This is a genomic window from Streptomyces sp. CRCS-T-1 (genome assembly GCF_024442335.1).
In the GTDB taxonomy this organism is placed as follows: Bacteria; Actinomycetota; Actinomycetes; order Streptomycetales; family Streptomycetaceae; genus Streptomyces; species Streptomyces koelreuteriae.
Genome location: NZ_CP101651.1, coordinates 7203563 through 7222802 on the forward strand (window position 1 = coordinate 7203563; position 19240 = coordinate 7222802).

General features: G+C 70.2%; 16 protein-coding genes. 10 read left to right on the plus strand and 6 right to left on the minus strand.

Annotated elements, in window-relative coordinates:
* Window positions 1-167: 167 nt before the first annotated feature.
* Complete coding sequence (gene gcvP / locus NNW99_RS32650) at window positions 168-3053, plus strand: aminomethyl-transferring glycine dehydrogenase (RefSeq protein WP_215122735.1); 2886 nt, start codon at window positions 168-170, stop codon at window positions 3051-3053.
* A 67-nt stretch (window positions 3054-3120) separates the two neighbouring features.
* Here the strand turns inward: gcvP and NNW99_RS32655 are convergent, their stop codons facing one another.
* Both NNW99_RS32655 and NNW99_RS32660 read right to left on the minus strand, forming a co-directional pair.
* The gene (locus NNW99_RS32655) at window positions 3121-3540 is read right to left on the minus strand and encodes a molybdopterin-binding protein (RefSeq protein ID WP_215122736.1); all 420 of its coding nucleotides are present in this window, start codon (window positions 3538-3540) and stop codon (window positions 3121-3123) included.
* Window positions 3541-3651: 111 nt separating this feature from the next.
* On the minus strand, window positions 3652-5631 hold the full coding sequence (locus tag NNW99_RS32660) for an amino acid transporter (protein WP_215122737.1): 1980 nt from the start codon (window positions 5629-5631) through the stop codon (window positions 3652-3654).
* A 446-nt stretch (window positions 5632-6077) separates the two neighbouring features.
* Here NNW99_RS32660 and NNW99_RS32665 point away from each other — a divergent pair, with 446 nt between their 5' ends.
* The 4 genes from NNW99_RS32665 (at window position 6078) to NNW99_RS32680 (ending at window position 10326) form a co-directional block, all read left to right on the plus strand.
* A complete protein-coding gene (locus tag NNW99_RS32665) occupies window positions 6078-7370 on the plus strand; it encodes an extracellular solute-binding protein (RefSeq protein WP_215124535.1) in 1293 nt (430 codons plus the stop codon).
* A 6-nt stretch (window positions 7371-7376) separates the two neighbouring features.
* Entirely contained in the window at window positions 7377-8375 is a 999-nt protein-coding gene (locus NNW99_RS32670) for a carbohydrate ABC transporter permease (RefSeq protein WP_215122738.1), read from the plus strand.
* 65 nt (window positions 8376-8440) lie between these two features.
* Window positions 8441-9205 carry a carbohydrate ABC transporter permease gene (locus NNW99_RS32675; RefSeq protein WP_251058150.1) on the plus strand — a complete coding sequence of 255 codons (765 nt, stop codon included), beginning with the start codon at window positions 8441-8443 and terminating at the stop codon, window positions 9203-9205.
* A gap of 56 nt (window positions 9206-9261) precedes the next feature.
* Window positions 9262-10326 (plus strand): endo-1,4-beta-xylanase, encoded by a 1065-nt coding sequence (locus NNW99_RS32680; RefSeq protein WP_215122740.1) that lies wholly within the window; start codon window positions 9262-9264, stop codon window positions 10324-10326.
* A 27-nt stretch (window positions 10327-10353) separates the two neighbouring features.
* Here the strand turns inward: NNW99_RS32680 and NNW99_RS32685 are convergent, their stop codons facing one another.
* From NNW99_RS32685 to NNW99_RS32695, 3 genes are all read right to left on the minus strand, one after another.
* Window positions 10354-11388, minus strand: a complete 1035-nt coding sequence (locus tag NNW99_RS32685) for a LacI family DNA-binding transcriptional regulator (protein WP_215122741.1) — start codon at window positions 11386-11388, stop codon at window positions 10354-10356.
* A 212-nt stretch (window positions 11389-11600) separates the two neighbouring features.
* On the minus strand, window positions 11601-11807 hold the full coding sequence (locus NNW99_RS32690) for a DUF5999 family protein (protein WP_215122742.1): 207 nt from the start codon (window positions 11805-11807) through the stop codon (window positions 11601-11603).
* A gap of 388 nt (window positions 11808-12195) precedes the next feature.
* Complete coding sequence (locus tag NNW99_RS32695; protein WP_215122743.1) at window positions 12196-12780, minus strand: hypothetical protein; 585 nt, start codon at window positions 12778-12780, stop codon at window positions 12196-12198.
* A gap of 563 nt (window positions 12781-13343) precedes the next feature.
* Between NNW99_RS32695 and NNW99_RS32700 the strand changes: the two genes are divergently transcribed.
* Window positions 13344-14861, plus strand: a complete 1518-nt coding sequence (locus NNW99_RS32700) for a glutamate-cysteine ligase family protein (RefSeq protein WP_215122744.1) — start codon at window positions 13344-13346, stop codon at window positions 14859-14861.
* Between the two features lie 95 nt (window positions 14862-14956).
* Window positions 14957-15760 carry a CPBP family intramembrane glutamic endopeptidase gene (locus NNW99_RS32705; RefSeq protein WP_215124536.1) on the plus strand — a complete coding sequence of 268 codons (804 nt, stop codon included), beginning with the start codon at window positions 14957-14959 and terminating at the stop codon, window positions 15758-15760.
* Between the two features lie 62 nt (window positions 15761-15822).
* Here NNW99_RS32705 and NNW99_RS32710 read toward each other — a convergent pair whose 3' ends face one another.
* Complete coding sequence (locus NNW99_RS32710) at window positions 15823-16641, minus strand: PhzF family phenazine biosynthesis protein (RefSeq protein WP_215122745.1); 819 nt, start codon at window positions 16639-16641, stop codon at window positions 15823-15825.
* Between the two features lie 158 nt (window positions 16642-16799).
* Here NNW99_RS32710 and NNW99_RS32715 point away from each other — a divergent pair, with 158 nt between their 5' ends.
* From NNW99_RS32715 to NNW99_RS32725, 3 genes are all read left to right on the plus strand, one after another.
* Window positions 16800-17468, plus strand: coding sequence for a HEAT repeat domain-containing protein (locus NNW99_RS32715; RefSeq protein WP_215122746.1), 669 nt, complete (start codon window positions 16800-16802; stop codon window positions 17466-17468).
* Between the two features lie 7 nt (window positions 17469-17475).
* Entirely contained in the window at window positions 17476-18480 is a 1005-nt protein-coding gene (locus tag NNW99_RS32720) for a HEAT repeat domain-containing protein (protein ID WP_215122747.1), read from the plus strand.
* A 94-nt stretch (window positions 18481-18574) separates the two neighbouring features.
* The gene (locus tag NNW99_RS32725) at window positions 18575-19210 is read left to right on the plus strand and encodes a PadR family transcriptional regulator (protein WP_215122748.1); all 636 of its coding nucleotides are present in this window, start codon (window positions 18575-18577) and stop codon (window positions 19208-19210) included.
* The last annotated feature ends 30 nt before the right edge of the window (window positions 19211-19240 follow it).

Below are 19240 nucleotides of genomic sequence, written 5' to 3' on the forward strand. Positions count from 1 at the left end.
GAAAGCAGGGCGGATGTCACGGCTTCCGCCCTCACCGACGGTGAAAGCCGGAGGCCTTCGGGCGATCCGGTGAAGCTCTCAGGTTGACATGACAGAGGGGGAGGCCGTCCGGGTACCCGTGCCGTGGTGCCCCTCGAAGGTCGTGTCAGACCAGGAGGCCTCCGCATATGACCGCCCATCGCATTCCGCTCTCCGAGCTCGAAGAGGCAGTTCCCTTCGAGCAGCGCCACATCGGCCCCGACCACGAGGCGTGCGCCAAGATGCTCGCGCACGTCGGATACGGCTCGCTGGACGAGCTGACGGCCGCCGCCGTCCCGGCCGTGATCAAGAGCGCCGAGGCGCTGGACCTGCCGGGCGCCCGCAGCGAGGCCGAGGTGATCGCCGAGCTGCGCTCCCTCGCCGACCGCAACCAGGTCCTCGGCTCCATGATCGGGCTCGGCTACTACGGAACGTTCACGCCGCCGGTGATCATGCGCAACGTCATGGAGAACCCGTCCTGGTACACGGCCTACACGCCGTACCAGCCGGAGATCTCGCAGGGCCGGCTCGAGGCGCTGCTCAACTTCCAGACCATGGTCGCCGACCTGACCGGACTGCCGACCTCCGGCGCCTCCCTGCTCGACGAGGGCACCGCGGCGGCCGAGGCCATGGCGCTGTCGCGGCGGCTGGGCAAGAACAAGAAGGGCCTGTTCCTGGTCGACGCGGACACGCTGCCGCAGACCATCGCCGTGATCGAGACCCGGGCCGAGCCGACCGGTGTCGAGGTCGTCGTCGCCGATCTCAGTGACGGCATCCCCGCCGGGATCGCCGAGCGCGAGATCAACGGCGTGCTGATCCAGTACCCGGGCGCCTCCGGAGCCGTACGGGACATCAAGCCGGTCATCGACCAGGCGCACGGGCTCGGGGCGCTCGTCACCGTCGCCGCCGATCTGCTCGCGCTGACCCTGCTGAAGTCGCCCGGTGAGCTGGGCGCGGACATCGCGGTCGGGACGACGCAGCGCTTCGGCGTGCCGATGGGCTTCGGCGGACCGCACGCCGGTTACATGGCCGTCGGCGAGAAGATGGCGCGCAGCCTGCCCGGGCGGCTCGTCGGCGTGTCCGTGGACGCCGACGGGAACAAGGCCTACCGGCTGGCGCTGCAGACGCGTGAGCAGCACATCCGCCGTGAGAAGGCCACCAGCAACATCTGCACGGCGCAGGTGCTGCTCGCCGTGATGGCCGGCATGTACGCCGTCTACCACGGGCCGGAGGGCCTGAAGAGCATCGCGCGGCGCACCCACCGCTACGCCACGGTCCTCGCCGCCGGGCTCGGACACGGCGGGGTCGAGGTCGTGCACGGGGCCTACTTCGACACCCTGACCGCGCGCGTCGAGGGCCGGGCCGCCGAGGTCGTGGCCGCCGCGGCGCGGAACGGGGTCAACCTGCGTCTCGTCGACGCCGACCAGGTCTCGATCTCCTGTGACGAGACCACGACGCGGGCCCAGCTGCGTGCCGTATGGGCCGCGTTCGGGGTCGAGGGTGTCGTCGAGGCGCTGGACGCCGCCACCGAGGACGGGCTGCCCGGCGCCCTGCTGCGGTCCGACGAGTACATGACCCACCCCGTCTTCCACCAGTACCGTTCCGAGACCGCCATGCTGCGTTACCTGCGCCGGCTGGCCGACCGTGACTACGCGCTCGACCGCGGCATGATCCCGCTGGGCTCCTGCACCATGAAGCTCAACGCGACCACGGAGATGGAGCCGGTCACCTGGCCCGAGTTCGGGCAGCTGCACCCCTTCGCGCCCGCCGAGCAGGCCGAGGGCTACCTCACGCTCATCCACGAGCTGGAGGACCGTCTCGCCGAGGTCACCGGCTACGACAAGGTGTCCCTCCAGCCGAACGCCGGGTCGCAGGGCGAGCTGGCCGGTCTGCTCGCCGTACGCGGGTACCACCGGGCCAACGGGGACGAGCAGCGCACCGTGTGCCTGATCCCGTCGTCCGCGCACGGCACCAACGCCGCGAGCGCGGTGATGGCGGGCATGAAGGTCGTCGTCGTCAAGACCGCCGAGGACGGCGAGATCGACGTCGAGGATCTGCGGGCGAAGATCGAGCAGCACCGTGACGAGCTGGCCGTGCTGATGATCACCTACCCGTCCACGCACGGCGTGTTCGAGGAGCATGTCTCCGAGATCTGCGCGCAGGTGCACGAGGCGGGTGGGCAGGTCTACGTCGACGGGGCCAACCTCAACGCGCTCGTGGGGCTCGCCAAGCCGGGGCACTTCGGCGGGGACGTCTCGCACCTGAACCTGCACAAGACCTTCTGCATCCCGCACGGCGGCGGCGGGCCCGGCGTCGGTCCGGTGGCGGTGCGTGAGCACCTCGCGCCGTATCTGCCGAACCATCCGCTGCAGCCCGAGGCGGGCCCGGAGACCGGGGTCGGCCCCATCTCCGCGGCGCCGTGGGGCTCGGCCGGCATCCTGCCGATCTCGTGGGCGTACGTCCGGCTGATGGGCGGCGAGGGACTGAAGCGGGCCACGCAGGTGGCCGTGCTCAGCGCCAACTACATCGCCAAGCGGCTGGAGCCGCACTACCCGGTGCTCTACACCGGCCCCGGCGGGCTCGTCGCGCACGAGTGCATCATCGACCTGCGACCGCTGACCAAGGCGACCGGCGTGAGCGTCGACGACGTCGCCAAGCGGCTGATCGACTACGGCTTCCACGCGCCGACGATGTCGTTCCCGGTGGCCGGGACGCTGATGATCGAGCCGACCGAGTCGGAGGACCTGGCCGAGCTGGACCGGTTCTGCGAGGCGATGATCGCCATCCGCGCGGAGATCGAGAAGGTCGGCTCCGGTGCGTGGCCCGCGGACGACAACCCGCTGCGGGGCGCCCCGCACACCGCCGGCGCGCTCGCCGGGGAGTGGGAGCACGCCTACAGCCGTGAGGAGGCCGTCTTCCCGGCCGGAGTCGCGGCCTCCGACAAGTACTGGCCGCCGGTGCGGCGCATCGACCAGGCCTTCGGTGACCGGAACCTGGTCTGCTCCTGCCCGCCGCTGGACGCGTACGAGGACTGATCGACCGACCGGTCAGAGGGAGGGGCTCCGCTGATGCGGGGCCCCTCCGCCGTGCAGGGCTCTTGCGTCATGCGACGGCGAGTGACACCTCGGTCGACTTGATCAGGGCGACGACCGGGGTTCCGGGCGACAGGCGGAGGTCGTCCGCGGCGTCCTTGGTGATCGCCGCCGTCAGTTCGCCGCCCTCGACGGTGATCCGGACGGAGGCCATCGCGTCACCGGCCGTGATGCCCGTGATCGTGCCGGGGAGGCGGTTGCGGATGGACAGGCCCTCGACGGGGGCCGTGGCCAGCGCGACCTCCGTCGACTTCACCAAGGCGCGTACGACGGTGCCCGGGGTGAGACCGAGATCCTCGGCGGCCTCGCGGGTGATCGCGGCGGTGAGGTCCTGGCCGCCGGCGAGGCGGACCCTGACCGTCGCCATGGCCTCGCCGGGCATGACGGCGGTGACGGTGCCGGGGAGCTGGTTGCGGATGCTCAGGCTCATGGGTGCACGGTAGCCCGGTGAGGCCCTTATATCGGGTATGCGTTTGTATGCGTCGCATCGGCCGCCGCCCGGACCGGCGGCCCGGGGCGTGGAGGTGCCGCGGGTCGCCGGTCAGCCGACGTGCACCCTCGGCCGGCGCTTCCGGTCGCGTTCGGCCTCGCGCAGGACCTCGCGGGTCACCGGGGCGACCTCGCCCTGGCCGAACAGGAAGAAGCGCAGCAGGTTGGTGAAGGGCCCGCCCTCGGTCCACTCGAAGTAGATGTGCGGGGTGCAGCCGGTCAGGTCGCGGGCGTGCAGCAGCAGGGCGGCCAGCGCGTTGGGGACGGAGGAGGACTCCAGGGTCAGCACGCGGTAGCGGCCGTGGAGCACCTCGCCGCGTACGGTCAGGCTCGCCTCGAACTCCGACGGGTCGGTGACCGTCACCTCGACGAAGACGAAGTCCTCCTGCCCGGGCACGTCGTTGTCCTGCCGGATCTGCTCGATCTTCTCCCGGTACTCCGCGATGTCGCGCCGGTCGGGCTCGTTGGCGATGAACCGCATCCTGCGGCTGGCCATGTCCCGGACGAAGCGCTCCGCCATGCCGTCCAGCGACACGCTGGTCACGCGCAGCTCGAACGCCCGGGCCAGCCGCGACAGCAGGGAGACCACGATGATCCCGGCGATGAAGCAGGCGCCGATCTTCACGCCGTCCGGGCGCTCGATGACGTTGAGCACGGTCGTGTAGAGGAACACCGCGGAGATGACCGCGAAGCCGATGGTCCAGTTCCGCTGCCGGGCCTTGCGGGCGGCGATGGTCACCGCGATCGCGGCGGAGCTGATGAGGACCAGCACGCCGGTGGCGTAGGCGCCGCCCTGCGCGTCGACGTCGGCGTCGAAGATCCAGGTGACCAGGAAGGCGATCAGGGTGAAGACGATGACCATGGGCCGTACGGCGCGGGCCCAGTGCGGGGCCATGCCGTAGCGGGGGAGGTAGCGCGGCATCAGATTGAGCAGCCCGGCCATCGCGGAGGCGCCGGCGAACCACAGGATGGCGATCGTCGAGACGTCGTAGACGGTGCCGAAGGCGTTGCCCAGGTAGTCGTGGGCCAGAAAGGCCAGGGCTCGTCCGTTGGCCTGGCCGCCCGGCTCGAACTCCTTCTCGGGTATGAGGAGCGTGGTGATGAAGCTGGTGGTGATCAGGAAGACGCTCATGATGAGAGCGGCCGTGGTGAGCAGCTTCTTCGTGTCCCGGATACGGCCCTTCGGGTTCTCCTCCGTGTCGCCCTCGTCGCCCTTGACGTGCGGCATCACGGCGACGCCGGTCTCGAATCCGGACAGGCCGAGGGCCAGCTTCGGGAAGACCAGCAGGGCGACGCCGATCATGACGAAGATGTTGCTGTGCTGCGTGGTGAGGGCGCTGGACCAGTCGGTGACCACATGACCGGCGGTGACCACGTGGTAGAGGCCGACGACCACCACGACCGCGTTCAGCGCGAGATAGGCGCCCACCAGGGCGACCGCGACGCCGATGGCCTCCAGGAAGCCCTTGAGGAACACCGCGCCGAGCAGCGCGACCAGGATCAGAGTGATCAGCAACTGCTTGTCGTGCAGGGCGCTGTTCAGATGCGGGTTCTCCACGAGGTGGGTGGAGGCGTCCGCGGCCGACAGGGTGATGGTGATCAGGAAGTCGGTGGCGGCGAAGCCGAGCAGGGTGAGGACGAACAGCTTGCCCTGCCAGAAGGAGAGCAGCCGCTCCAGCATCGCGATCGAGCCCTCGCCGTGCGGGCTCTCCTCGGCCACCCGGCGGTAGACCGGCAGAGCGCCCGCCAGCGTGACGATGACCAGCACGATCGTCGCGATCGGGGAGAGCAGTCCGGCGGCCAGGGCCGCGATGCCCGGCTGGTAGCCGAGCGTGGAGAAGTAGTCGACGCCGGTCAGGCACATCACCCGCCACCAGGGCTGGCCCTTGTGCGGGGGCTCCGGTTCGGCGTGGGGTCCGGTGTGGCCGCCGCCCTTGCCCATGTCGGACAGGCCCTCCAGCATCCAGGCCCGCAGGCGACTGGGCGGGGTGGGCTCCGTACGGCTCGGTGGCAGGTGCTCAGTGGTGGCCATCGAAGGTGCTCCCGAGAGGCGGCGCAGGGTATTTCCGGCCATCACTGGACGGCCCGCTCAGCGTATGCGGAGCGTGATGTCGTGGCCCGTGGATGAGAGGGCGGAGCGCGTCAAGCTTCCGTTAAGACTCGGCCCCGGGCGGCTTCGGCCGGGGCGCCGGGAGCGTGAAAGGCGAGCTGAGGGCGGGTGAGCCGGCCGTCGGGCGGTCCGCCCGGGCATCAGTGAGGCTTCTGCGGTCGATCCGTGGCTGAACACCGTGCGTGATCGTGGGTCGAGCAAGCTCCGTAAGGTTCGTTGAGCAGCTCGAATGTTTCGTCCCGCACTCGCACTCTTGCCTCGCTGAGCGATTGACCGTGCACGAGGGGTTGTCACCCTTTGGCGCCTGTCTCTAGGGTGCGGCAACGACGCAGCTTTCTGGAGTTCATCCGAAACTTTCGAGGAGCATGATGGGCGACCCGGCACTGTCCCGCCGCGGCTTCCTGGCGGCCTCCGCCGCGGCCGGTCTGGGGATGACGGCACTGACCGCATGCGGCGGGGACTCGGACGGAGGGTCGTCGGGGACGACCACGATCGAGTGGTGGAACATCTCCACCACCGAGCCGGCCAAGGGTGTCTGGGCCGCGCTCGCCCGCAAGTTCGAGGCGCAGAACCCCAAGGTCAAGATCAAGATCGTCCAGCTGGAGAACGACGCCTACAAGTCGAAGATGACGGCCCTGACCTCCTCCGGGAAGCTGCCCGACATCTTCCATACCTGGGGCGGCGGAGTCCTGAAGCAGCAGGTCGACGCCGGACTCGTCGAGGACCTCACGGACAGCACCAAGCCGTGGGGCGACGCCCTGCTCCCGGTCGCGAGGGAGCCGTACCTGCTCGACGACCGGGTCTACGGCGTCCCGTTCGACATCGGCATGATCGGCTTCTGGTACAACAAGGCGCTCTTCGAGAAGGCCGGCATCAGCGCGCCCCCGACCACATGGACCGGCTTCCTCGACGCCGTACGGAAGCTGAAGGCCGCCGAGGTCACGCCGCTCGCCCTGGCCGGCAAGGAGAAGTGGCCCGGGATGTACTACTGGGCCTACCTCGCGATGCGCACCGCCGGTGCCGAAGCGCTGCAGAAGGCCTACGAGGCCAAGGACTTCACCGGCGCCCCCTTCGTCGAGGCGGGCGAGCACCTCGACGAACTCGTCGGACTCCAGCCGTTCCAGAAGGGCTACCTCGGCGCCGCCTACTCCTCGCCCACCGGCCAGGCCGCCACCGTCGGCAACGGCAAGGCCGCCATGGAACTCATGGGGCAGTGGGCCCCCGTGGTGCAGGCCGACGCGGGCAAGGGACTCGGCAAGGACCTCGGCTTCTTCCCGTTCCCCGCGGTCGAGGGCGGCAAGGGCGCCCTCACCGAGGTGTTCGGCGGAGGCGGCGGGCACGCTCTGCGCAAGGGCGCCCCGCAGGCGGCCGTCGACTTCCTGAAGTTCTTCGCGTCCGAGGCCACCGACCTGGAACTGGTCAAGAAGACCGGAGTCCTCCCCGTGGTCCCGGCGGCCGAGAGCGCCATCGCCGACCCCAACATCAAGGCCGTGCAGGAGCAGCTGAAGAAGGCCACCGGCTTCCAGCTCTACCTCGACCAGGCCTACGCGCCCGCCGTCGGCCAGGAGGTCAACGACAGCGTCGCCGCGCTCATCGCCGGTTCCAAGTCCCCCGGGCAGGTCGCCCAGTCGATCACCAGGACCGCGAAGGAAGAGCAGTAGCCGGCGATGACCTCCACGTTCCTGCCGGACAAACGGACCGGCCCCGACGCCGGCCTGCCGCCCCCGGCCGCGGACCCGGCCCGGAGCCGGGCCCGGCGACGCGCGCTGAACTGGCTGACCGCGACCGGCTTCCAGCTGCCCGCCCTGGTGCTGTTCATGGGGCTCGTGCTGCTGCCGATGCTGTTCGCCCTGTACGCCGCGTTCTTCCGCTGGGGCGGCTTCGGCATGCCCTCCGAGTACATCGGCGGCGAGAACTTCACCCGGCTCTTCCAGGACGAGGTCTTCCTGGGCGACCTGTGGCGCTGTCTGGTCCTCGTGGTGCTGTCGCTCGTGCTGCAACTGCCGTTCGCGCTCGCCATGGCCGTCCTGCTCAACCAGCGCATGCGCGGGCGGGCGGTGTACCGGATGCTGTTCTTCGCGCCGTACGTCCTGTCCGAGGCGATCACCGGAATCCTGTTCGGCATGATCTTCGCCCCGGACGACGGCTTCGCCGACCAACTCCTCGGCAGAATCGGGCTGGAAGGGCTCGGAGGGGAGTGGTTCGCCGACCCGTCCACGGTCATGGCGACCCTGTTCCTGGTCATGACCTGGAAGTACTTCGGCTTCCACATGATGCTGTACCTGGCCGGGCTCCAGGCCGTCCCGAGAGAGCTGACCGAGGCGGCGCTCATCGACGGGGCCGGTCCCTGGCAGCGCTTCCGCAATGTGACGCTGCCGCTGCTCGCGCCCACCCTGCGCATCAGTGTCTTCCTGTCGGTCATCGGGTCCATCCAGCTCTTCGACCTGGTGTGGGTGACCACCGCGGGCGGTCCCGACCACCACTCCGAGACCATGGCCGTGACCATGTTCCAGTACGGCTTCAAGCGCTACCAGGTCGGCTACGCCAGCGCGATCAGCGTGGCCATGTTCGGCATCAGCCTCGTCTTCGCCCTCGCCTACCAGCGGTTCGTGCTCCGGCGCGATCTGGAAGGGGCCACCACGACCATGCGGGGTGATGGAAAGTGACTGCTCATCAGAAGAGCCGCCGGAACTTTCCGCTGCACCTCGTCCTGATCGCCGTCGGCGCGTTCATGGCCGTCCCGCTGGTCTACGCCGCGCTCTCCGGGTTCAAGTCCACCGACGAGCTGTCCCGCAACCCGGTCGGTCTGCCCGAGTCGTGGGTGACCTCCAACTACACCCAGATCCTCGGCTCGGGGGACTTCTGGCGGCTGATCGGCAACAGCACGCTGATCGCGGTGGGCACGACCGTCCTGGTCGTCGCGGTCTCCGCCCTGTCGGCCTTCTCCTTCGCGCGGTTCGCCTTCCGCGGCCGGGAGGTGCTGTTCACGCTGTTCACGATGGGGCTGATGTTCCCGTTCGCGGTGGCGGCCCTGCCGCTGTTCCTGCTGCTGCGCTCCCTGGGCCTGCTGGACAACCCCCTCGGGGTGATCCTTCCGCAGGCGGCCTTCGGGCTGCCGATGACCATCATCATCCTGCGGGGCTTCTTCCGGCAGATCCCCGGTGAGCTGGAGGAGGCGGCCACGCTCGACGGGTGCAGCTCGTTCGGCTTCTTCTGGCGGGTGCTGCTGCCCATGGCGCGGCCCGCGCTCGGCACGGTCTCGGTGCTGGCCGTCGTCACCAGCTGGAACAACTTCTTCCTGCCGCTGTTGGTGTTCACCGACGCGCAGTGGTGGACGCTGCCGATCGGGGTGCAACAGTTCCAGGGGCAGTACTCCGCGGAGTACGCCAAGGTCTTCGCCTATCTGGTGCTGGCGATGGTCCCGGCACTGGCCTTCTACTCGGTCGCCGAGCGGCAGCTCGTCGGCGGCCTCACCGCGGGCGCCACGAAGGGCTGACACGCGCCCGCGGACGTACGGCTCACCCATCCGTTTCGACGCTGAGGAGTCGCACCATGCGCAGGACCGCCATACGGCTCAGACTCGCTGGGGCGCTGGCCGCCGTGCTGGTGGCCGGAGGTATCGCCACCGGCCCGGCGGCACAGGCCGGCGAGGAGCACGGCAAGGAACCGACGCTCGCCGATCTCGCCCAGCGGCACGGCCGCTACTTCGGGAGCGCGACGGACAATCCCGAGCTCGTCGACTCGCCGTACAAGGCCCTGCTCGGCAGCGAGTTCGACCAGATCACGCCCGGCAACGGCATGAAGTGGTACGCGACCGAGCCGCAGCAGGGGGTGTTCGACTTCTCCAAGGGCGACGAGATCGTGAACCTCGCGCGCGCCAACCGGCAGAAGGTGCGCGGCCACACCCTGGTCTGGCACAGCCAGTTGCCCGGGTGGCTCACGGGGCGGGAGTGGACGGCGCCGGAGCTGAGGGCCGTGCTGAAGAGGCATGTCCAGGCGGAGGTACGGCACTACCGGGGCAAAGTGTTCGCCTGGGACGTCGTCAACGAGGCGTTCAACGAGGACGGTACGTACCGGGAGTCCGTCTTCTACAAGACGCTCGGGCCCGGGTACATAGCCGACGCGCTGCGCTGGGCGCATCAGGCCGATCCGCGCGTGAAGCTGTACCTCAACGACTACAACATCGAGGGGATCGGCCCGAAGAGCGACGCGTACTACAAGCTGGCCAAGGAACTGAAGGCCGACGGCGTCCCCCTGCACGGCATCGGCCTCCAGGCCCACCTCGCCCTTCAGTACGGCTATCCCACCACCCTGGAGGACAACCTCCGGCGCTTCTCCCGGCTCGGCCTCGACACCTCGCTCACCGAGGTCGACGTACGGATGATCCTGCCCGCGACGGAGGAGAAGCTGGCCCAGCAGGCCGAGTGGTACCGCGACCTGACCGAGGCGTGCCTGGCGGTACGCCGCTGCGTCGGTGTCACCCTCTGGGACTACACGGACAAGTACTCGTGGATCCCCGCCTTCTTCCCGGGCCAGGGCGCGGCCCTGCCGTGGGACGAGCAGCTCAGGCCGAAGCCGGCGTACTTCGCGCTGCGTGAGGCGCTCGGAGCGAAGTAGGCGGGGGAGGCAGGCGGCGCGGGCCCGTCAGCCCCGCCCGGCCGGAGGTGTGGTGCTGGATCGCACCACCAGGTCCGTCCCCAGCTCCACTCGAGGCGAGTCCGGTTGTTCGTCGCGGGTCAGGCGGAGGGCCGTGCGGGCGGCCAGTTTGCCCATGTCGGCGAGGGGCTGGCGGATCGTGGTCAGGGGTGGAGCCGACCAGCGGACTTCCGGGAGGTCGTCGAAACCGACCACGCTCATGTCCTGCGGGACCCGCAGCCCGCGCCGCCGCAGTGCCTCGATCGCGCCTAGTGCCATCTGGTCGCTGGCCGCGAACACGGCGGTCGGCGGCTCGGGCAGGTCGAGCAGGGTGTTGCAGGCGGTGAAGCCGGACTCGGGGCGGAAGTCGCCGGGGACGACGAGGGACGCGTCCGGCGCCACACCGGCGCCTTCTAGGGCGGCTCGGTAGCCGTCCAGCCGGGCCCGGGAGCACAGCAGGCGCGGCGGGCCGGCGATCAGGCCGATCCGGCGGTGGCCGAGGGAGAGCAGATGCTCGGTGGCGGCCATGCCCCCCGACCAGTTCGCGGCGCCGATCGTGGGCGAGTCCAGGGCGGGGGAGCCCGCCGGGTCGACGACGACCAGCGGGACGCCGAGGATCCGCAACTCCTCGTGGAGCATCGGCTCCAGCGCCGAGGTGACGAGGATGACGCCGTCGGAGGCACGGGCCCGGAGGTTGCGCATCCACTCGCGGGCATCGCCCGAGCGCCCGTGGATGGCCGACACCACCGTGCCGACCCCGGCCGCGTGCGCGACCTCCTCGACCCCGCGGATGATCTCCACGGCCCAGGGGCTGTCGAGGTCGTTGAAGACGAGGTCGAGCAGGGCCGCACGGGTGCCGGGGGGCGCGGGGCGCTTGCGGTAGCCGTGCCGGCGCAGCAGTTCCTCGACCCGGGCCCGGGTCTGCGGCGACACGTCGGACCGGCCGTTGACGACCCGGGACACGGTCGGCACGGACACGCCCGCCTGCCGGGCGATCTCCGTGATCGTGACCTTGCCCCCGGCGTCGGCCTCACGTGCTGCCACTTGCCCCACCTCCGTCGACGGGTGACCGCGAAACTTCCAGGAGTCTTCCGGAAGTCGGGCATCCGTGGGAAGGCGTACGGGCCGGGAACGGAGAAGTCGCGGCGGGTGACGGGGAGTGACCGCCCCCGGACATGCGTCGGGGCCGGTTCGCAGGGTGTCCTGCGGCCGGCCCCTCATATCTGCGAGCGGGGCGTCACCCCGCCCGGCGGCCCTCAGGCAGCCGTCACCACTTGGCTGCCGGCCAGCGGACGGTGCGGGGCGATGACCCTGCCGTCCGGCAGAAGCTCACCGGTGTCCTCGAAGAGCACCACGCCGTTGCACAGCAGGCTCCACCCCTGCTCCGGGTGGTGCGCCACGAGATGGGCGGACTCCCGGTCGGCGGATTCGGCTGAGGGGCATGGTGTCTGGTGCTGGCACATGGGTGGGATCTTTCGCTCTGTCGTGATGGATGAGGCGACTGAGTCGTCTGAATCGGTCGTCGTGTGTGTTCCGCGGCTAGAAGTGTCGTTCATGGCCGCCCCCCGTGATAAGTGGTCGGAACCCAGTGTTGCCCCACGGGCGTCATTCCGCAGGGATTTCGCGGCACCGCTTCTCACAGATTCAGGACGCGTCACCCGCCCGGACGGTTCATCCCAACTGGGCTGTCACTTCGGGTGGTTCGCAGTGGTCGGATAGGGCTAGTCAGATCGGGTCGGGGGCCTTTTCGGCTCGTACGAGCTGTTAGGTGCTCGTACGAGCGATAGAAAGCCCGCACCCCGACGCCGGGAATTCGGCGACGGGGTGCGGAAAGGCTTCACGCGTGGCGTTTCAGGCGGGTGAGCCGAGCAGTCGCGTGGGAGTCGCGCGGTGGGTCAGTACCGGGAGGAGTTCGGCGACGCGGTGCGGGCGATGTGCCGCGATGCCGGGGGGTGCGGGCGCCAGCGGGACGAGCAGATCGGTGGCGGCGGGGTGGCCGGCGGCGCCGTCCGCGGTGCAGTCCTCGTGCAGCCAGAGGGTCAGCATGTAGAGGCCGGGCACCGACAGCAGGCGGGGCTGATACGACTGCGGCATCGTCTCGGCCTGGCGCAGGGCGCGCTCGGTGGAGGTGATGTACGGGCCTTCGAAGAAGTGGGAGAAGGCCCAGCCGTCGGGAGTCAGCATCGTCTCCGCCGCGGCCACGGCCCGCTCGCCGGAGCGGATCAGGAAGCGCCACCCGGCCAGCCGGGTGGCCGACACCCCCTCGGCCGTCACCCGGTCGAGGACGTGGACGGGAAGCGGGAGTTCCGCTGCGACAGGTCCCTGGGCGCGGAGCAGGGAGGGGGTTCGGGCCTCCCGGACCGCGGTGGGCGAGGAGAGCGCGGTCAGGACGGTACGGAGTGCGGGCGCGGGAGCCGGGGGGACATGCAGCGGCATGGTGGGTCGCCTCTCATTCAAAGGCACGGTGGCACGAGGGCGGGGGCGGACGGCGCTGTCTGCTCACGGGGGTCGGCAGAGGCAGGGCCGGGTCTCATGAACGAGAGGGGGGTGGGGTCCGCCGAACATCGACTCGACGGCAGGACCCATCGACCGTGGGCGCCAACCTTCTGCCTTGTTCGCGGAGTTTATACGACACGGGATCAGACTGGGTTTCGCCTAGCCGTTTCCGGTGAGAAGAACAAGGGTACATTCGGTCGGCGATACGCGAGAATTATCCCGATTCCAGGCGGGGGTGCGAGGTGATGACCTCGGTGAATGTCCGAGAACCGGTAGGCCCATTCTCGTCGGCGTTTTTCACGAGTTCGCGGACACCGGGTGGACATCAAAATCTGTCCCGTGCGACATGCCGAGTGAATGTGCCACTGGTCACACGCGACCAGCGTAGCGGTCGGCGGACCCCTCCGGGACGTTATCGATCGCTTTCGCTGGGCATCCTCCACCTGACCGTGACCCCGGCGGCCGGATCTTGAGGCCCGTATCATCCGAGGAGGGACGCTTCGATGGGGGAGAAGGTCGTGGCAGGGCGGTTCGACCTGTCCGATCGCCAGCGCTACCGCGACAAGCTCCGTCGGTGTCTGACGGGCTTGGAGCGGCTCCTGGCGGAGAAGCGGTTCGATCGCCCGAAGAACCTCATGGGGCTGGAGATCGAATTGAATCTCGCGGGCTCCGACGGCATGCCGAAAATGTTGAATGCGCAAGTCCTGGAACGCATCGCGAGCCGGGACTTCCAAACAGAACTCGCCATGTTCAATCTGGAAGTGAACATTCCTCCACACCGTCTGGGTGGCCGGGTTTTCGACCGGCTCGGTGAGGAACTCCGCACGTCACTGGCATATGCCGACCGAAAAGCGGGCGAGGTCGACGCGGGAATCGTGATGATCGGCATTCTGCCGACCCTCGACCGGGATGACCTCGTCTCGTCGAACCTCTCCGACGTCGACCGCTACACCCTCCTCAACGACCAGATCGTGGCCGCCCGGGGCGAGGAGTTCACCCTCGACATCGACGGCGTGGAGCACCTCACCTGCACCTCGAAATCCATCGCGCCGGAGGCCGCCTGCACCTCCGTGCAACTGCATCTCCAGGTCACCCCGGGCCGGTTCGCCGACGTGTGGAACGCGGCCCAGGCGGTCGCCGCCGCGCAGATCGCCGTCGGCGCCAACTCGCCCTTCCTGTTCGGCCGCGAGCTGTGGCGCGAGTCGCGGCCCCCGCTGTTCCAGCAGTCCACCGACACCCGCCCGCCCGAGCTTCAGGCCCAGGGCGTCCGGCCGCGCACCTGGTTCGGGGAGCGCTGGATCACCTCGGCGTACGACCTCTTCGAGGAGAACCTCCGCTACTACCCGGCGCTGCTGCCGATCTGCGACGACGAGGACCCGCTCGAGGTGCTCGACCGGGGCGGCACGCCCTCCCTCGCCGAACTCGTCCTGCACAACGGCACGATCTACCGCTGGAACCGCCCGGTCTACGGCATCGCCGACGGCGTCCCCCATCTGCGCGTGGAGAACCGCGTCCTGCCCGCCGGGCCCACCGTCACCGACGTCGTCGCCAACGCGGCGTTCTTCTACGGCGTCGTCCGCGCCCTCGCCGAGGAGCCCCGGCCGGTGTGGACCCGGCTGCCGTTCGAGGCGGCCGCCGCCAACTTCGACGCCGCCTGCAAGGACGGCATCGACGCCCGCTTCACCTGGCCCCGGCGGGGCCGCTACGGCGGCACCACACAGGTCGACGCGGTCAGCCTCGTACGGGACGAACTGCTGCCGCTCGCCGAGGCCGGACTGGACGCGTGGGGTGTCGAGCCGGCCGACCGCGACCTGTACCTGGGCGTGATCGAGGAACGGTGCCGGCGCCGGGTGAACGGGGCGAGCTGGCAGGCCGCGACCTTCCACAAGGCGCTGGACGCCGGCCACACGCGGGAGGCCGCGCTGGCCGCCACCACCCGCCGCTATCGCGAGCTGATGCACCAGGGGGATCCGGTCCACACCTGGCCGGTGGGCCTGCCGGAGCCGGTGCCGCTGGGCTGACGCGCCGCCGGGGTGACATCCTGCTGCCTTCATACTGATCCGACAGATCGTGTTCGAGCGATCGTTTCCGGCAGGTCGGTGAAGTGGAGGCAGGTGTGCAGGCGGAGGCGGGCCCGGTGGCGGACGATTCCATTCCCCAGCAGCGGCTCTCGCGGCGGATGCTGCGCAACGAGACCCTGCTCGTCCTGGCGCTCTCGCTGGGGGCGAGCGGAGTCTCCGCCCTGATCAGCTTCATCGGCTCGGTCACCAAGCCCGGCGGGCTCAAGGACCAGGCGGCCACGATGAACGCCTCGGCCGCGCCCGGCCGTCCCTGGCTCGACCTCGCCTGGCAGCTCTTCGGGATCACCACGGCGCTCGTGCCCGTCGCGCTCGTCGCGCACTTCCTGCTGCGCGAGGGCGCGAGTCTGCGCACCATCGGCTTCGACCGCAGCCGCCCCTGGCCCGACCTCGGCCGCGGCGCGGCGATCGCGGCGGTCATCGGCAGCACCGGCATCGCCTTCTATCTGGCGGCCCGCGGCCTCGGCTTCAACCTCACCGTGGTGCCGGAGGCGCTGCCCGGCGTGTGGTGGAAATACCCGGTGCTGATCCTCTCCGCGATCCAGAACGCGGTGCTGGAGGAAGTGATCGTCGTCGGCTATCTGCTGCGCCGCCTCGGGCAGCTGGGCTGGACCCCGACGGCCGCGCTGATCGGCAGCTCGGTGCTGCGCGGCTCGTACCACCTCTACCAGGGCATCGGCGGCTTCATCGGGAACCTGGCCATGGGCGTCGTCTTCGTCTATCTGTACCGCCGCTGGGGCCGCGTCGGCCCCCTCGTGGTGGCCCACTCGCTGCTCGACATCGGGGCGTTCATCGGGTACGCGCTGCTGGCGGGCAAGGTCGGGTGGCTCCCGACGGCGTGAAGGACCGGGGGAGGGGCGTACGGCGGTGTCGTACGCCCCTCGCTCTATGCGCCCTCGCCGTCTCAGGCCAGCAGCTCGCCCTCGATGACCGTGACCGCCCTGCCCGTCAGCAGGGTGCGGTCGCCGCGCAGTTCGGTGCGGATGCGGCCGGAGCGGCGTGAGGCCTGGAGGCCGGTGAGGCCGGCGCGACCCAGGCGCTCGGACCAGAACGGGGCGAGGGCGGTGTGGGCGCTGCCGGTGACCGGGTCCTCGTCGATGCCGATGTTCGGGAAGAAGCCGCGGGAGACGAAGTCGTAGCCCTGGGCCGGGTCCTCCGCTCGGGCCGTGGCGATGACGCCGCGCGCGGAGTGGGCGGCGAGGGCCTTGAGGTCGGGGGTGAGGCCGTGCACCGTCTTCTCGTCGGAGAGCTCGACGAGCAGATCGCCGACGTTCGGGCCGGTGTCGAGGACCGTCAGCGGCTCGGCTCCCAGGGCCTCGGCGAGGCCGCGGGGCGGGTCGACCCGGGTGAGCGGAGCCGTCGGGAAGTCCAGCGTGATGGAGCCGTCGCCGGTGGGCGTGGCGACGAGGACACCGCTGCGGGTCGCGAACCGCACCGGCCCCTCGTGGGCACCGGTGGTGTGCAGGACATGGGCGGTGGCGAGGGTGGCGTGGCCGCACATCGCGACCTCGGCGGCGGGCGTGAACCAGCGCAGCGCCCAGTCGGCCTCGCCGCCCTCGGGGAGGGGATGGGCGAAGGCCGTCTCGGCGTGGTTGACCTCCAGGGCGATGTCCTGCAGCCGGCTGTCGTCCGGGAAGGCCTCCGCGTCGTTCAGGAGCATGACCCCGGCCGGGTTGCCGGTGAAGGGACGGTCGGTGAAGGCGTCGACGATTCGAATCCGCATGCCCCGACGCTAGAGGCCCGTCCAGGCCGCGGACCAAGGCCAATTCACGAGTCCTGGCCCGATTCACCGGTCCTGGCCGGCAGCGGCTCACTCGGCGCGGCTCCGCTTGACCTTGACACGATGACAAGGTCTTCACTGTGGCCGAGGAGGTGGTCGCGATGACCATGCCGAAAGAGGACACACACCCGATGCCGGCTCTCCGGGGGCTGGAGGACAACGGCTCGTCGGTCCGGCTGCGGGCGGCGCTGGCGGCCGGCACGACCCCGGATCCCCGGTTCGTCGACAAGCTCGTCGAACGGTGCGCGATCGAGCCCGAGTTCTCCGTGCGCGAGATGCTCACGTGGGCGCTCACCCGCCACTCGTCGTCCCTGACGGTCCCCAGGCTCATCGATGAACTCCGCGCGGAGCGTCCGCAGGCACGAAGCCAGGCGTTGCACACGCTGTCCAAGATCGGTGACCGGCGGGCGTGGCCTGCGATCACCCGGGCGCTGCTGACCGACCCCGACGACGAGGTGGCGCGGAGTGCCTGGCGGGCGGCGGTCGTGCTCGTACCCGAAGGTGAAGCGGCCGGGCTGGCCGGGGTGCTGGCGGCACAGCTCGGACGCGGCGAGCACGAGACGCAGTTGAGCCTCAGCCGGGCGTTGATCGCGCTCGGTGAGGTGATCATGCCGACCCTGCACGCGGGGATGACGGATGCCGACCCTCGCGTGCGTCAGCATGCGATCGCCACAGAACGGCTGTGGCGCGACCCGGACGCCGGATTCGGGTTCGCGATCGAGGAGGCGAAGCGGGTCGTGGCCCTCGACGCGATCGGCCAGGAGGGATGACAGGGCGGTGTTGATCGGTGAGGTGGCACGGCGGTCCGGGGTCAGCGCCCGCATGCTCAGACACTACGAGTCGCTCGGCCTGGTGCGGCCGACGGGCCGGACCGACGCCGGCTATCGCGCGTACTCCGGCGACGACATCCGGCGGATCTTCCACATCGAGAGCCTGCGGTCGTTGGGGCTGTCGCTGCGTGAGGTGGGGCGCGCGCTGGACGATCCCGGCTTCCGGCCCGCGGAGCTCGTCGACGACCTCGTCCACCGGACGCGGGAGCGCATCGCGGCGGAGACCGAGCTGCTCACGCGGCTCCGTCGGATCGGTGCCGCGGAGCCCGCCGGCTGGGAGGACGTCCTCCAGATCGTCGGACTCCTCCACGCGCTGGGATCGAAGAGCGCCGGAACGCGTCAGCGCGCGGCCCTGTCCTCGGTCGAGGAGGTCCCGTGGCCGGTGGAGGCCCTCGTCGAGGCGGCGTTGAGCGAGACGGACCCGAATGTCGCCGGAGCCCTTCGATGGGCTCTGGCGCAATCGGGCGAGGGCGGGTCGGCCCTGCTCGCCGAGGGCCTCGGCTCACCCGCGGCCGAGGTGCGCGAACGTGCCGTGCGGTCCCTCGTCGAGATGCCGGACGCTGCGGCGACCGCACTGCTGAAGGGCGCTCTCGAGCATCCCGACATCGTGGTCCGCAGGTATGCGGCTCTGGAACTCGGGGCGCGGGGAGTGGCCGACGCGGTCCCGACGCTCATCGACATGGTCGTCGAGGCCGTGAACGACGTCGACGCGGCCGATGCGCTGAGCGCGCTGGCGAGCGATCCCGCGTCGGCGGACCGGATCGCCGCCGGGCTCGTCGACCGCCTCGCCGGCGGCACCGCCGAACCGTCCGCGCGCCGACGGCTGACCCAGGCGCTCGCGGACATCCCGGGCCCCACGGCGTCCCGTGCCCTCGCCGATCTGGCCCGGGACGAGGACCGCGTCGTCGCACAGACCGCCACCTACATTCTCGGGATGCGCGACGCCCGCTGAAGCCGCTGGTCCGGCAGGGCCTTGCCATAAGAACACTACCGATATATCGTTGACGCATCGCGACAGATCAACGATGGAATGGAGAGTGGTTGCGATGCGTACCCACGGTTACGAGCACGGACATGGCCACGGCGGACCGCGGCGCGGTCGGGGCGGCTTCGAGGGACTGCGTGCGGCTTTCGGTCCGTTCGGGCCCGGCGGTCCTGGTGGTCCCGGCTGGGGAGGGCCCGGTGGTCCGGGCTTCGGCCCCGGCCCCTGGGGCGGACGAGGACGCGGCGGGCCGAGGGGAAGGGCGCGGCGCGGTGATGTGCGGGCCTCGATCCTCGCCCTGCTGAAGGACCGGCCCATGCACGGCTACGAGATGATCCAGGAGATCGCCGAGCGCAGCGGCGGGGCGTGGAAGCCCAGCCCGGGTTCCGTGTACCCCACCCTTCAACTGCTGGAGGACGAGGGTCTGATCATCAGTGAGTCCGAGGGCGGCAAGAAGCTGTTCTCGCTCACCGAGGCGGGTCGTACGGCGGCCGAAGAGGGGCCCGAGGCGCCCTGGGAGGAAGCGTCCCGCGGGGTCGACTGGGAGGCCCTCGGCGAGATCCGCCAGGCCGGCTTCGGGCTGATGGAGGCCTTCGGTCAGGTCTGGAAGACCGGCAGCAAGGAGCAGAAGGAGAAGGCGCTCGGCGTCATCAACGAAGCCCGCAAGAAGCTGTACCTGATCCTCGCCGACGAGGACTGAGCGACGGCCCCTCGTGGCGCTGGCGCCCCC

Coding starts and splice junctions, on each gene's coding strand:
- gcvP (WP_215122735.1), top strand. CDS start 168: ATGACCGCCCATCGCATTCCGCTCTCCGAGCTCGAAGAGGCAGTTCCC.
- NNW99_RS32655 (WP_215122736.1), bottom strand. CDS start 3,540: ATGAGCCTGAGCATCCGCAACCAGCTCCCCGGCACCGTCACCGCCGTC.
- NNW99_RS32660 (WP_215122737.1), bottom strand. CDS start 5,631: ATGGCCACCACTGAGCACCTGCCACCGAGCCGTACGGAGCCCACCCCG.
- NNW99_RS32665 (WP_215124535.1), top strand. CDS start 6,078: ATGGGCGACCCGGCACTGTCCCGCCGCGGCTTCCTGGCGGCCTCCGCC.
- NNW99_RS32670 (WP_215122738.1), top strand. CDS start 7,377: ATGACCTCCACGTTCCTGCCGGACAAACGGACCGGCCCCGACGCCGGC.
- NNW99_RS32675 (WP_251058150.1), top strand. CDS start 8,441: ATGGCCGTCCCGCTGGTCTACGCCGCGCTCTCCGGGTTCAAGTCCACC.
- NNW99_RS32680 (WP_215122740.1), top strand. CDS start 9,262: ATGCGCAGGACCGCCATACGGCTCAGACTCGCTGGGGCGCTGGCCGCC.
- NNW99_RS32690 (WP_215122742.1), bottom strand. CDS start 11,807: ATGTGCCAGCACCAGACACCATGCCCCTCAGCCGAATCCGCCGACCGG.
- NNW99_RS32695 (WP_215122743.1), bottom strand. CDS start 12,780: ATGCCGCTGCATGTCCCCCCGGCTCCCGCGCCCGCACTCCGTACCGTC.
- NNW99_RS32700 (WP_215122744.1), top strand. CDS start 13,344: ATGGGGGAGAAGGTCGTGGCAGGGCGGTTCGACCTGTCCGATCGCCAG.
- NNW99_RS32710 (WP_215122745.1), bottom strand. CDS start 16,641: ATGCGGATTCGAATCGTCGACGCCTTCACCGACCGTCCCTTCACCGGC.
- NNW99_RS32715 (WP_215122746.1), top strand. CDS start 16,800: ATGACCATGCCGAAAGAGGACACACACCCGATGCCGGCTCTCCGGGGG.
- NNW99_RS32725 (WP_215122748.1), top strand. CDS start 18,575: ATGCGTACCCACGGTTACGAGCACGGACATGGCCACGGCGGACCGCGG.